Source organism: Nocardia sp. NPDC047038 (genome assembly GCF_040644075.1).
GTDB classification, from domain to species: Bacteria; Actinomycetota; Actinomycetes; order Mycobacteriales; family Mycobacteriaceae; genus Nocardia; species Nocardia sichangensis.
Genome location: NZ_JBEYVQ010000002.1, coordinates 724,754 through 739,150, shown reverse-complemented (window position 1 = coordinate 739,150; position 14,397 = coordinate 724,754). Strand labels below are relative to the sequence as shown.

Here is a 14,397-nt window from a genome sequence, read left to right as displayed (position 1 = left end):
GGCCGGTTGATGACGCAACGGTAGATCGGCTCGAGAAGACCGGAATGGCGCCTGACCTGGCACTGAGGGAGGTGGGCCTAGGAGGACTTGAACCTCCGACCTCTTCGTTATCAGCGAAGCGCTCTAACCGCCTGAGCTATAGGCCCGTAGTTGTGTTGTTTGCATGAACAACGACGTGTAGAGACTACACAACACCTATCCACTGAACCAAAACGGCTGGTAGAAGCCTTAGCGAGGCGCACTTGCGGCGGCAGCGACAGCCGCTGTCCAGTGCCGCCGGTATGACAGTCCATCAGGCGACAGCATCCCCGAAAACGGCCGGCACTCTGCCCATTGGGCGAGTACCGGCCGTCTGGACGTTCCGGGACTAGTCGGGGTCGGCCAGGGTGACCTGGATGCCGCCGACGAGGTCGCAGCACTGGTTGTAGATGAAGGTGCCGACGGTGCCGAGCGCGGTGAACAGCACGACGTTGATCAAGCCGATCACGCCCGCGTACCCGAACACGGTGCCCGCGTCGATCAGTCCCACCGAACCGCTGTCCTGGGACACCATGTCGGTGAACGTGTTGTTCAGCCGCTCCCACACGCCCATGCCCTCGAGCACGATGTACAGCAGGCCGACCGCCAGCATCCACACGAAGAACATCGCCACACTGATGACCAGCGAGATCTTCAGCGTCGACCAAGGGTCGATGCGACGGATCTGCACGGTGGCCCGCAGCGGCTCGCCGGAGGCGACCGCCGCGACCGCGACCGGAACCGCGGGCGAAACCGGCCCGGACTGCTGGCCCGCGGCTTCGGTCTGCGGCAGCGGATGCCGGATCTCGGACAGGTCCGGCATGTCCTTGATCAGTTCCGGCCGCGCGATGCTGCGGGTGGGGCCGTCGATGCCGACGGACTTCACCATCGCCGCTTCCTTGCGCGCCGCCTTGGCGGCCAAGTCGGCGGTGGTACGCGCGTTGGACGTGCTACCGCCGAGGCCGCCGCCCGCACCGCCCGAGGTCGGGCGGCCGGTGACCGGGGCCTGCCCCGGGCGGTACAGGTTGGACTGCGGCTCCCGCTGCGGCAGCTGCGCCCACCCGTCCTGATACGGCGACTGCTGTCCGCCATTGGCGGCGCCCACCGGCTGCTTGTCCTCGCTCTCGGGCGCGGACTGCGGGGCCTGATTGGGGATCCGGGTCGTCTTCTGGTCGAAGCGATCCTGGCCGTCGCCTCCGGGCACCTGGTCGGGCGCGCCCTGCTGCTGCGCGACCTGCGGATCGCGGATCTCGCGCGGCTGGTTGCCTCCGGGCTGGTTGCCCGGCTGGCCACCCGGATGACCGCCGGACTGCGGCCCGTTCGACTGGCCCTGCGGACCACCCGGCTGCGGCCCACCGGGATGGCCGCCACCAGGGTGACCGCCCGGCTGGCCGCCGCTCTGCTGGCCTTGACCGTTCTCGGCCGAGGCGACCGGCCGTGGGATCGGCCGCGGCGGAATCGGTGACGGTGCGATCCGCTCGGTCACACCGTTCGTCTGGTGCCGCTCGTCATTCGGCTGATTCGGAGTGGTCAATGGGAATCCTTAGATCCGTTCGTTGCCGCCGCTGTTGGGTTACTTCTCGGAGGAGCCGGTGTCGCCGCCACCGGAGACCTGATCGGGATCGGGCTCATCGGCATTGCGCGCGATCGCAAGCAAGGTATCGCCCTCGGCGAGGTTCATCAATCGCACGCCCTTGGTCTGTCGTCCAGCCTTACGAACCTGCTTAGCCGCCGTCCGGATGACGCCGCCCCCGGAGGTGATCGCGTACAACTCATCTTCGTCGTCGACGATGAGCGCCCCGACCAGGGTGCCACGTTTCGCGTCGAACTGGATGGTCAATACACCTTTACCACCGCGGCCCTGCGCGGTGTACTCCTCGATCGCGGTCCGCTTCGCGTAACCGCCAGACGTGGCGACCAGCAGATATGTGCCGGCGCGGACCACGTTGAGCGACAACAACTCATCGCTGTCGTTGAACCGCATGCCCTGCACGCCGGAGGTGGCGCGCCCCATCGGACGCAACGCCTCGTCGGTGGCCGAGAACCGGATCGACTGGCCGAGCGCGGAGACCAGGAGCAGATCGTCGTCGGCCGAGCAGAGCACGGCGCCGACCAATTCGTCCTCGTCGCGCAGATTCACCGCGACGATGCCGCCGCTGCGGTTGGAGTCGAAGTCGGTCAGTTTCGACTTCTTCACCAGGCCGTTCTTGGTGGCGAGCACCAGGTACGGCGCGTCGTCGTAGGACTTGATCTGGATGATCTGGGCGATCTTCTCGTCCGGCTGGAAGGCCAGCAGGTTGGCCACGTGCTGGCCGCGCGCGGTGCGGTTGGCCTCGGGCAGTTCATAGGCCTTGGCGCGGTAGACCCGGCCCTTGTTCGTGAAGAACAGCAGCCAGTCGTGCGTCGAGGTGATGAAGAAGTGCTTGACGATGTCGTCCTGCTTGAGGCCCGCGCCCTGCACGCCCTTGCCGCCGCGCTTCTGGCTGCGGTAGAGATCGGTCTTGGTGCGCTTGGCATAACCGGTCTCGGTAATCGTGACGACCACGTCTTCGCGAGCGATCAGATCCTCGTCGGCCACGTCACCGTCCGCCGAGACGATCTGGGTGCGCCGATCGTCGCCGTACTTCTCCACGATCTCGGCCAGCTCGTCGCGCACGATCGCGCGCTGCCGCTCCGGCTTGTCGAGAATGTCCTTGTAATCGGCGATCTCGGCTTCGATCTTGGCCAGATCGTCGACGATCTTCTGCCGCTCCAGCGCCGAGAGCCGCCGCAGCTGCATGTCCAGGATCGCGGTCGCCTGGATTTCGTCGATGTCGAGCAGCTGCATCAGGCCGGTGCGCGCGGTGTCGGTGTTGGCCGAGCGGCGGATCAGCGCGATGACCTCGTCGAGCGCATCGAGCGCCTTGACCAGGCCGCGCAGGATGTGCGCCCGCTCCTCCGCCTTGCGCAGCAAGTACCTGGTGCGCCGGACGATGACGTCCAACTGGTGGTTGACGTAGAACCGGATCATCTGGTCCAGGCGCAGCGTGCGCGGCACGCCATCGACGATGGACAGCATGTTGGCGCCGAAGCTGGTCTGCAGCTGGGTGTGCTTGTACAGGTTGTTCAGCACGACCTTGGCGACGGCGTCACGCTTGACCGTCACCACGATGCGCAGGCCGACGCGGTCGGAGGACTCGTCGTGGATGTCGGCGATCCCCGCGATCCTGCCGTCCTTGACCTGCTCGGCGATCGCGTTGATGAAGTTGTCGGTGTTGACCTGATAGGGCAGCTCGGTGATGACGATCGTGGTGCGGCCGCGATTGTCCTCCTCGATCTCCACGACACCGCGCATCTTGATCGAACCGCGGCCGGTGGTGTACGCGTCGTGGATGCCTTGGGTGCCTACGATCAGGCCCGCGGTCGGGAAGTCCGGGCCCTTGATCCGCTCCATGCACGCGGCGAGGGTGGCCTCCTCGTCGGCGGCGTGGTTGTCCAGCGCCCAGTAGATGGCGGCGGCGAGCTCGGTCAGGTTGTGCGGCGGGATGTTGGTCGCCATGCCGACCGCGATGCCGTTGCTGCCGTTCATCAGCATGTTCGGCACGCGGCTCGGCAGGACCACCGGTTCCTGCGTCTTGCCGTCGTAGTTGGGGACGAAATCGACCGTCTCGTGGTCGATCTCGCGCAACATCTCCATCGCCAGCGGCGTGAGGCGGCACTCGGTGTAACGCATGGCCGCCGCGCCGTCGTTACCGCGACTGCCGAAATTGCCCTGGCCATCCACCAGCGGGTAGCGCATCGCCCACGGCTGCGCCATACGCACCAAGGTGTCGTAGATCGCCGAGTCGCCGTGCGGGTGGTAGTTACCCATCGTGTCCGACACCGGGCGCGCGGACTTCACGTATCCGCGATCAGGCCGGTACCCGTTGTCGTACATGGCGTAGAGAATGCGGCGATGTACCGGCTTGAGGCCGTCGCGCACCTCGGGTAGCGCGCGGCCGACGATCACGCTCATCGCGTAATCGATGTAGCTGTTCTGCATCTCCAGCTGGATATCGACCGGTTCGACGCGGTCGCCCGCACCGTCCGGCGGCAGGGTGATGTCGGTCATGAAGTCTCCTTAACGGGCTGACGTGCGAAAACTGCCGGGCGCCACCGCCATCGGCGGCGCCTCGGGCAGGTCACACGTCGAGGAAGCGGACGTCCTTGGCGTTACGGGTGATGAAGCTGCGGCGGGCCTCCACGTCCTCGCCCATCAGCACGCTGAACAACTCGTCGGCCGCGGCCGCATCGTCCAACGTCACTTGACGAAGCACCCGGACACTGGGATCCATGGTGGTCTCCCAGAGTTCCTTCGGATTCATCTCGCCCAGACCCTTGTAGCGCTGGATGCCGTCGTCCTTGTTGATCTTCTTGCCCGCGGCGAGACCGCGTTCCAGCAGGCCGTCGCGCTCCCGGTCGGAGTAGGCGAACTCCGGCTCGCTGCGCTGCCACTTCAGCTTGTACAACGGCGGCTGCGCCAGGTAGACGTGCCCGTGCTCGACCAGCGGGCGCATGAAGCGGAAGAGCAGGGTCAGCAGCAGCGTGGAGATGTGCTGGCCGTCGACGTCGGCGTCGGCCATCAGCACGATCTTGTGATACCGCAGCTTGCTGATGTCGAACTCGTCGTGGATGCCGGTGCCGAACGCGGTGATGATCGACTGGACCTCGTTGTTCTTGAGGACCTTGTCGATGCGCGCCTTCTCGACGTTGATGATCTTGCCGCGCAGCGGCAGGATCGCCTGGTACATCGAGTCGCGGCCGGACTTGGCCGAGCCGCCCGCGGAGTCGCCCTCCACGATGTAGATCTCGGACTTGCTCGGGTCCTTCGACCGGCAGTCGGCCAGCTTGCCGGGCAGTCCGCCCAGGTCGGTGGCGGACTTGCGGCGCACCAGCTCGCGGGCCTTGCGCGCGGCGACGCGGGCCTGCGCCGAGGACACCGCCTTGTTGACGATGGTCTTCGCGTCGGCCGGGTTGGCCTCGAACCAGTGGGTGAGGTGCTCGTTGCAGGTGCGCTGCACGAACGACTTCACCTCGGTGTTGCCCAGCTTGGTCTTGGTCTGGCCCTCGAACTGCGGCTCGCCGACCTTGACGCTCACGATGGCGGCCAGGCCCTCCCGGATGTCGTCACCGGTGAGGTTGCCGTCCTTCTCCTTGATGAGCTTCTTGTCCTTGGCGTACTTGTTGACCACAGTGGTCAGCGCCGCGCGGAAGCCCTCTTCGTGCGTACCGCCCTCATGGGTGTTGATGGTGTTGGCGAAGGTGTGCACCGACTCCGAGTAACCGGAGTTCCACTGCATCGCGACCTCGAGTTCGTGGCCGGTGCCCTTACCGGTGAACGCGACGACCGAGTTGTGGATCGGCTGCTTGGTCCGGTTGATGTGGCGGACGAAGTCCTCCAGACCGCCCGGGTAGTGGTAGGTCCGGGACTTCACCTTGTGCTCGGCGGGCGCTGCGCCCTCTTCGGCGTGCTTGGGCGCCTCGGCGGTTTCGCTGACCACCTCGTCGGTGATCTCGGTGTCGCTGACCCGCTGGTCGGTGAGGACGATGGTGAGACCCTTGTTCAGGAACGCCATCTCCTGCAACCGGCGCGCGACGGTCTCGAAGTTGAAGGTGGTGGTCTCGAAGATGTCCGGATCCGGCCAGAACCGGATGGTGGTACCGGTCCGCTTCGTCGGCTCGCCCTGGATGAGCTTGCCGGGCTTCGCGTCCTTGTATTCCTGGGTCCAGTGATAGCCACCGGTGTCGATCTCGGCCTCCAGCCGCGTCGACAGCGCGTTGACCACGGAGATGCCGACGCCGTGCAGACCACCGGACACCGCGTAGGACTCGGAGTCGAACTTGCCGCCCGCGTGCAGCTGGGTCATGACGACCTCGATGGTCGGGATACCCTGCGCGTGCATCTCCACCGGGATGCCGCGGCCGTCGTCGATCACTTCGACGCCGCCGTCGGCCAGCAGAGTGACCTCGACCTTCGTCGCGTATCCGGCCATCGCCTCGTCGACGGAGTTGTCGACGACCTCCCAGATCAGGTGGTGCAGACCGCGCTCACCGGTGGAGCCGATGTACATGCCCGGACGCTTGCGAACCGCCTCGAGTCCCTCGAGAACCGTGATGGAGGAGGCACCGTAGTCCTGCTTCCCGGTCGCTCTGGTCGAACCCGATGCGTTGGAGTCTTTGGCAGCCACTGGTCGGTAGCTCTCCTTACTTGCTGATCCCGGCATAGAGCGATCGGACAGCACACGTGGGGCCCTGGTGATGCCTGCTGGAGAATTAGGGTCCACGCGCGGACTGTGCGGAACGCGCCGAAGGTATCGCCGCTAGTTACGTCACCATCCTACTGGTACAGCCAACTTACAACCCACCTCCGACACCCCTCACGGCGGCGTGGATGCGAGAAATCGGAATTCGGTGACTCGGTTCCGCCTCCCGCCGGTTTCGATCCATCAGAAGTGGGCTGAGAGATGCGTTGGCAGGGCGACCCTTCGAGCACCCGGGATCAGCGAGCGGCGTCGACCCGAGCGATGAACGCGGCGGTGTGGCGCGCCAGCTCCGCTGGATGTGAGATCGGCGACCAGTGCCGCGCCGGGATCTCGACCCGGCTCAGATGCGGCACCCACCGGTCGGCCTCGGCGTTCACCACGGGCCGCACGGCGCGGTCGCCGGTGGCCACGATCAACTGGACGGGCACCTCGATCGGGCGCGGTCGGGGATGACGCAGGTGGGTCCGGATATTCGCTCGATAGAGCTTCAGGTTGTTGACCATATCTGTGCGCAGCGTCGGCGCCGTCTCTACCAGCGCGGGGTCCAGGCCGTCGAAGAACGCGAGGAATCGCGGCCAGCGGCTGGACAACACGCGCAGTGCCGGATCCGGCAGCTTGGGGATCTGGAAGGCGACGGTGTAGGCCGAGGCCACGGCTTGGGTCAGCGCGCCGCGCAGCCGCGCCGAGGTGAGCGGTCCACGCAGATAGGCGCCGAGGAAATCCAGATTCGGACCGGAAACCGAGGTGAAGGACGCGATGACGGATGCGGCGTCCGTAGCGGCCACCAACTCCCACCCGATCACCGATCCCCAGTCGTGCCCGAGGACGTGCACCCGTTCACCGGGCGCGACCGCGGCGATGACCGCGCGGACGTCCGCCGCGAGCTCTTCGATCCGGTAGGCCTCGACCGCTTCCGGCGCCGAACTGCTCCCCGCGCCCCGGTTGTCGAAGGCGATCACGCGATGACGGCCGCCGAGCAGGCCCGCCACCCGGCTCCACAGCAGATGAGTATCGGGCCAACCATGGATCAGTAGTACCGGAACACCCTCGGGATTGCCGCACTCGTAGACCGCGAGCTCGACGTCGCCTCGGTGAACCGTCCGGGTCGCAGTCGCGGGGAACGGGCCGACCGAGGTGGTGATCGTCATCGAGATTCCTTCTGCGCGGACGCTTCGATCCGACGCCGTGCGCTTCCGATGGGACGTCGAACCGGGGCGTTCCACGTGAAACGCCTCGAATAAACGTAACACTCAGTATCAGATACTGGCCACCGTGGTCATCCGTAGGTGTCGCGCGGTCCGCGACCTTTGATATGACGCTCGCCCTTGCGCCAGCTCGGCGCAGCGGGCCCCGAGATCTTCAGCGAGGTCACCACCCCCTGCCCGACCGCGGCATTGATCTTCGCGAGGATCTGGCTTTGCAGCATCCGCAGCTGCGTCGCCCAGGCGGTCGACTCGGCGGAGATACTCAATACGCCGTCCTTCAAGGTGACCGGTGTGGCGTGCGCGGCGATGTCCTCGCCGACCACGCCCGCCCAGCGACCGAAGACCATGCCCTCGGCGACTCGGCCCGACCAGCCGCGGCTCCTGGCGATGGAGCCGGCCAGCTTGGACAACAACTGTGGATCGCGATCGTCCGGACCCGCGCCCGACCATCCGGTTCGTCTGCGGCCACCCGTTCGCAGCCTGCGCTGAGGCGAGGAACGCCCCTGACCGACGGATTTTCCGCTCGCCCGTGCCGCCGCACGCGCTTCCTCCAGGGCACGCCGGGCCAGGTCGATTCCGCGCAGTTCGGGTTCCGGTCCGGTGGATTCGGCGGATCCGGGCTCCGGAGGCTGATCGCTCATCGCCCTCTTTCTCCGCGTCCGATGATTTGTCCCCAGCTTCGATCGAGTTGTCCCCAGCCGTCGCACAAGGTTGCCTGCATCGAGAATCCTGCCTACTGCCTGCCGCAGGCAGCGGTTTGGACGCTCTGTTCCCCGCCCAAACTGGCTTTTTCCGGCAAAGTTCGACGACTTGCTCAGCTGTTGCTGGGTGAGGTTTCGGGGAAGCGGGCAAGCGTGACCGGACGAGTTTTCCACAGGTGTTGGGGAATCGGTCTCCACTGTTGAGAACTCGATCGACGATCCCGACGAGAGGTCACTGTAGTGGACCGGGGCGGTGTATGGCGATTCTGTCCACTTCGCCTGTGGATGGCTAGGGCGCCCGCGATTCCGTCGATCCGGGGACCGGATCACGTTCGCCCTCGGCTGCCGGAGGCGTGGCGTGGTCCTGCCGTTGTTTGTCGTCGAAACCTCCGCTGCCGGACCGATCCTCGGCGAGGATCCGCGAAACGCGGGCGTCGGGGCCACCCGCCGTCTCGACGCGCAGCGGCAGCGCGGCGAGTTCGCCGGGCACGTCCTCCGGCACGGCCGCTGTGATCAGCACTTGTTCCGCGCTCGCGGCGACGGCCGCAAGCGCGGCGCGGCGACGCCGGTCGAGCTCGGCGAACACGTCGTCGAGCAGCAGGACCGGTTCGGCGCCGGTGGCGCGCAGCAGCTCGAACGCGCCCAAGCGCAAAGCCAGTGCGAACGACCAGGACTCGCCGTGACTGGCGAACCCCTTCGCGGGCGAATCGCCCAACATCAGGTCCAGGTCGTCGCGGTGCGGACCGATCAGGCAGACACCACGTTCGAGTTCCCTCGGACGCGCGGCGGCGAGTTCACGCAGCATGATCGCCGCGAGCTCCTCGGTGTCCTCCGGGCGTGGAGGCCTGGCCGGATCCAGCAACTCGGGGGGAAGCGCGGCGCTGCGATACGCGATCGACGCGGGCCGGGATTCGGGGGCGATCGACGCATAGGACTGGGCGAGATAGGGCGCGAGATCGTGCACCAAACGCAGCCGTTGGACGAGCAGGACGGACGCATGCTCGGCGAGGTGCCCGTCCCACACGTCCAGAGTGCTCAGGTCGGCCTTCGACCTGGCCTGCCGCCCAGCGGTTTTCAACAGCGCCGAGCGCTGGCGCAGCACCCGGTCGTAGTCGCTGCGGACCGCGGCCAGCCGGGGGAGGCGAGTTGTGCACAACTCGTCCATGAATCGACGGCGTTCCCCGGGATCGCCGCGGACCAGAGCGAGATCCTCCGGGGCGAACAACACCGTCTGCAGGATCCCCAGGATCTCCCGGGTCCGGCGGACCGGCGAGCGGTTGATCTGCGCGCGGTTCGCACTGCCCTGATTCAGCTCGACATCGATGCGCAGCTCGCGGCCGGCGTTGACCACCGTGGCGCCGATCCGGGCGCGCTCGGTCCCGGTCCGGATCAACGGAGCTTCCGTGGCGACGCGATGCGACCCGAGCGTGGCCAGGTAGCCGATCGCTTCCAGCAGGTTCGTCTTGCCGTTGCCGTTCGATCCCAAGAAAACGGTTCGACCTGGGGATAATTCCAGTTCGGCATGCTCCCACGAGCGGAAGTCACGCAGCGACAGAGCTCGGACGAACATCCGCTATCGCGCCCCTGCCTGCGTCGAAGCGGACATTTCCGCCGGTGGAAGCATTGCTGGCGCGTCCTGCGCATGCCGCTCGGCGAGCCATACCCCTGTGGAACACCTGTGGATAAAGTGGATCCTCCGCTTTGCGGAGACCGATTTCTCTGCCGTCGCTGGGAATTCTCCAGCGACGGCACCGCTCACCCGCGCTGGATCACGCGGAGCGGATCCGCCGGGAACCAGATCGTGCACAGGCGATCAGCCCGGGAGCCGGACCGGCATCAGCAGATAGATGTACGGGCTCGACAGCGCCGCGAACGTCCCCGAGTCGAGTACCTCGGGCTCTTCCTCCGACGCGGGCAGCAGCACGGCGGGCCTGCTCGGCGTGGTGAAGCCGAAGGTGACCCGGTCGGCGTGCAGCGCGGACAGGCCGTCGATGAGATAGCCGGGATTGAACGCGATGGTCAGGGATTCGCCGCGGAAATCCGCCTCCAGCCACTCCTCGGCCCGGCCGGCATCGTCGCCGCCCGCCGACAGCAGCAGGCCGTCGGCGGAGAACTCCAGCCGCACCTGCGCGCCGCGTTCGGCGACCAACGCGACGCGCTTGATGGCGTCGGTGAGCGCGGCGACGGCCAGGGTGGCGATCGAGGTGTGCTCCTTGGGGAGCAATTGGCGGAACTTGGGGAATTCCGCGTCCAGCAGGCGGGTGGTGGTCCGGCGGCCCGCGTTCACGATGCCGAGCAGGCCGTCCGACCCCGCACCGGTGCCAAGGGACAGCTGGACGGGCGCGTCGGAGGGTCCGAGCGTCTTGGCGGCCTCCGACAGCGTCCTGGCCGGAATGAGTACCGAAGTCTCGATATCGGCGCGCGCGGGCTGCCATTCGATGTGCCGGACGGCGAGGCGGAACCGGTCGGTGGCCGCGAGCACGACCTGCGATCCCTCGATCTCCACCCGGATACCGGTCAGCATGGGCAAGGTGTCGTCGCGGCCGGCGGCGACGGCGACCTGACCGACCGCCTCGGCGAAGACATCCACGCTCAGTGCACCGGTCTGCTGAGGCACCTCGGGCAGTTGGGGATAATCCTCCACCGGCATGGTCGGCAGGGAGAACTTCGCGCTGCCACAGGTGATCAGCACGCGCGTGCCGTCGACGGAGACGTCGACGGGCTTGTTGGACAGCGCCTTGGTGATGTCGGCGAGCAGACGACCGGAGACCAGCACCTGCCCGGGACCCGCGACCTCGGCCGCGACCCGTACCTGTGCGGAGACCTCGTAGTCGAAGCCGGAGACGGTCAAGCCGTCCTCGTCGGCGACCAGCAGCACACCGCCGAGTACCGGAACCGGCGGCCGGGACGGAAGACTGCGCGCCACCCAGGCGACGGACTCGGCGAAATCCTCGCGGGCGACCCGAAACTTCATGCTTGCAAGCTCCATCGCCCGATCTGTCCTCTCCCGGTTCCGTGATCTGTTGTCGGCTCGTCAGTGTCGGTGCTCGAAAGGGTCCTGCCGAATCGGCCGCCTTCGAAGTCTGGCACAGGCGACCGACATCAAACCGTACCCGCGCGAGGGACATGCACCTAGCCCGACCCTCCGGTGCCGCCGATGGCCGAGCCACGAGCGGACGCGAGCGGGGCGACGAGGGAGATCGGGCCGGGCGTGCGGTGGTCGGGCGGACGCCGCCGGCGATCGGTCGTCGGGACGGGTGATCCCGCTCCGGGTCGATCCCTCTTCCTTGCCGGAAACCGGGAGCGGACGGCGAAGTGCGTCGCTCGACCGACTTTCCACACACCCTGTTTTGAAGAGAGATCTCTAATGAAAAGAACTGAAGTAGTAGTAGGCGCTGTGGATTCTGTGGACTGCGGCCGAAACCGCTGTTCAGGGGGCGTGGTGCCGTGGGGATGGCCATGGAGTGTCTCGAGGATGAACACGAGGCGTCTGTGGAGGTTCCGTGGTTGTCCCGGATTCATCCTCGAGCGCTCCTCGAGTTGTTCCACCGGATTCACCCGGTTGTTCACACATGTGCACGAGATCGTGGACAGCTCGAGGAATCCTCGAGGACTCCACACGGACTCCTCGAGGATTCCACAAGGCCCGATCCGGACACTCCCCTGGTCAGCGGCTGTGCGCAACTCTGCCTGGGGAAACTGTTGAATTCGCCCTGTGAGTGAACTCGAGGGAGCGGTTGCCCCGACCTGTGCACGGATCCGTGGACAAACCGGTGGATTCCTCGAGGACTCCACAAGGATTCCTCGAGGAATCCACAACCCACAAAAAAGCACCGCCCCAGGTCAGGGGCGGTGCTCAGATGTGGATAGCGCTCAGCGGGAGCGCTGCTTGATCCGGGCTGTGAGTTCTTGCACCTGGTCGTAGACGCGGCGCCGCTCGGTCATCTCCTTGCGTACCTTCTTCTCCGCGTACATCACCGTGGTGTGGTCGCGGCCGAATGCCTGGCCGATCTTCGGCAGGGACAGGTCGGTCAGCTCGCGGCAGAGGTACATGGCGATCTGCCTGGCTTGGGCCAGCGGCCGCGCCTTACCTGGACCGGTGAGTTCTTCGAGTGTGGTGTTGAAGTACTCCGCCGTGACGGCCATGATCGTGGCCGCGTTGATCTCCAGGGCCGCGGTGTCCGGCATCAGATCGCGCAGCACCACTTCCGCCAGCGGAAGGTCCAGCGGCTGGCCGTTCAACGAGGCGAACGCGGTCACCCGGATCAGCGCGCCCTCCAGCTCGCGGATGTTGCGCTCCACCCGGCTTGCGATCAGTTCCAGCACGTCGTGCGGTACGTCGAGCCGGTCCATCCGCGCCTTCTTCCGCAGGATGGCGATGCGTGTCTCCAGCTCCGGCGGCTGTACGTCGGTGATCAGTCCCCATTCGAATCGGGTCCGCAGCCGCTCTTCGAGTGTGGCCAGTTGCTTGGGCGGACGATCCGAGGAGACGACAATCTGCTTGTTGGCGTTGTGCAGGGTGTTGAAGGTGTGGAAGAACTCCTCTTGGATGCCTTCCTTGCCCTCGATGAACTGGATGTCGTCGACCAACAGGATGTCGGTCTCGCGGTAGCGGCGCTTGAACGCGACCTTGCGGTCGTCACGCAGGCTGTTGATGAAGTCGTTGGTGAACTCTTCGGTCGAGACGTACTTGACCCGCATGCCGGGGAAGAGACGCTGTGCGTAGTGGCCGGCCGCGTGCAAGAGATGGGTCTTGCCCAGCCCCGATGCGCCCCAGACGAACAACGGGTTATAGGCCCGAGCCGGGGCTTCGGCGATGGCGACGGCCGCGGCATGCGCGAAGCGGTTCGACGCGCCGATGACGAAGGTCTCGAAGGTGTACTTCGCGTTCAGACTTGCCGAGGACGTCGACGGCGCGGGTGCTTCCTGTGACTTGGCGAAGTAAGTGGGCCAGGAGTTGCGGACGTTCACCACGGGCTCGTCGTCCTGGTCGCGGTCACCCACCGGCTCACGCACCGGATCGTGCGCCAAGCCCGTGTCGTCGTCGGTGGTCTCGCGCATCGGCGCGCGCAGCGGGCCGCGCACACCGCTCGGCGACGGCTCCGGATTGAACAGTGACTCTTGCCCCGGAGGGATGGCGGGCTCTCGCCGCGGCGGAAGCCCGGGTTCGCGGCGCGGCGCGGCGTCGGGCCCGGACATCATGGGCAGCTCGGCCGTCGTGGCGTACTCACCGCGCGGTGGATAGTCGGCGTGCGCGTACTCCGGCTGGCGGTACTCCTCCGGCGGCGCGAAGTCCTGCCCGTATTCGGTGCCCGGGTAGTCGGAGCCGTCGTGGTACGCGGGCGCCGCAGGAAAGTCGGTGGGCTGTGCATAACGTGGCCCCGGGTAGGCATCGCGACCGGGAAACTCCGAGCCCGGGTAGGCGGCGGGAGCACGGCCCTCTCGGTTGCGCTCCGGCCTGCTCGTCATCCGCGCGTGCCGCGGCGTGTTGGACTGCCGGTCGACGGTCGGGGTGGTCGGGGCGGCGATGCGAACGCCGAGCCCTTCCACCTGAGGCCCGAGCCGACGGCCGAGAGAACGGAGGATGGGCTCGCGCAGATCGCGTTCGATGGCCTCCTGGGCCAGCGACGAGGGCACGGAGAGCAGCGCGAACCCCTGTGCGACCGTCAGCGGCTTGACCAGCTTCAGCCAAGCCTGCTGTGCTCGGGTCACCGGAGGAATAGCGCCGTCGGGCGACCCGGTGGTCAGCTCGGTGACAACCTCGGGCCACACCGTGGCCAGCACGTTCTGCTCGTCGTCCATGCAGTTTCCTCCCCGGAGTAGGTCGATAGGAGCAGACGGCCGGGGCACGCGTGGAATGTGATGCTCGGGATGGATCCCGTGATCCTGCGTACGTCCGTAACCGGTTCGGACGCTGCCCGGGTCCCCCATCTGGACAGCGGCGTGGCACCGTCGGCCCTACGAATATGCCACTCCAGGGGTCTTTCCACACAATTATCCACAGATGTGGAGAACCCTCGGGAACTGTGAAACGCGCGTACGCGCGGGAAGGACAACGCTACGACCTGGGGTTCTGCAGCAATCGCCTGGCTACGTACCTTAGTGGTGCGGGGTGCGCGATGGCTAGGGGTGTGGACGAACTCACGGTCATTGCCAGAATGCCTGAATCCGGCGAGCCGATTCCGCCTGGTC

At 66.6% G+C, this 14,397-nt stretch carries 8 protein-coding genes and 1 tRNA gene; all 9 read right to left on the bottom strand.

What is annotated here, in order from left to right:
• Positions 1-72: 72 nt before the first annotated feature.
• Positions 73-146, bottom strand: a tRNA-Ile gene (locus ABZ824_RS11615).
• Positions 147-367: 221 nt separating this feature from the next.
• Positions 368-1,552, bottom strand: coding sequence for a DUF3566 domain-containing protein (locus ABZ824_RS11610; RefSeq protein WP_356963235.1), 1,185 nt, complete (start codon positions 1,550-1,552; stop codon positions 368-370).
• A gap of 39 nt (positions 1,553-1,591) precedes the next feature.
• The gene (gene gyrA / locus ABZ824_RS11605) at positions 1,592-4,108 is read right to left on the bottom strand and encodes a DNA gyrase subunit A (protein WP_355073421.1); all 2,517 of its coding nucleotides are present in this window, start codon (positions 4,106-4,108) and stop codon (positions 1,592-1,594) included.
• A gap of 70 nt (positions 4,109-4,178) precedes the next feature.
• Complete coding sequence (gene gyrB / locus ABZ824_RS11600; RefSeq protein ID WP_356963234.1) at positions 4,179-6,224, bottom strand: DNA topoisomerase (ATP-hydrolyzing) subunit B; 2,046 nt, start codon at positions 6,222-6,224, stop codon at positions 4,179-4,181.
• A 311-nt stretch (positions 6,225-6,535) separates the two neighbouring features.
• Positions 6,536-7,447 carry an alpha/beta fold hydrolase gene (locus ABZ824_RS11595; RefSeq protein WP_356963233.1) on the bottom strand — a complete coding sequence of 304 codons (912 nt, stop codon included), beginning with the start codon at positions 7,445-7,447 and terminating at the stop codon, positions 6,536-6,538.
• Positions 7,448-7,575: 128 nt separating this feature from the next.
• Entirely contained in the window at positions 7,576-8,145 is a 570-nt protein-coding gene (locus tag ABZ824_RS11590; protein WP_356963232.1) for a DUF721 family protein, read from the bottom strand.
• A gap of 349 nt (positions 8,146-8,494) precedes the next feature.
• Positions 8,495-9,775: a DNA replication/repair protein RecF gene (gene recF / locus ABZ824_RS11585; RefSeq protein ID WP_356963231.1), complete on the bottom strand. Its 1,281-nt coding sequence runs from the start codon at positions 9,773-9,775 to the stop codon at positions 8,495-8,497.
• Between the two features lie 243 nt (positions 9,776-10,018).
• Positions 10,019-11,194 carry a DNA polymerase III subunit beta gene (gene dnaN, locus ABZ824_RS11580; RefSeq protein WP_355073428.1) on the bottom strand — a complete coding sequence of 392 codons (1,176 nt, stop codon included), beginning with the start codon at positions 11,192-11,194 and terminating at the stop codon, positions 10,019-10,021.
• An 884-nt stretch (positions 11,195-12,078) separates the two neighbouring features.
• Positions 12,079-14,007, bottom strand: coding sequence for a chromosomal replication initiator protein DnaA (gene dnaA, locus ABZ824_RS11575; protein WP_356963230.1), 1,929 nt, complete (start codon positions 14,005-14,007; stop codon positions 12,079-12,081).
• Between the last annotated feature and the right edge of the window lie 390 nt (positions 14,008-14,397).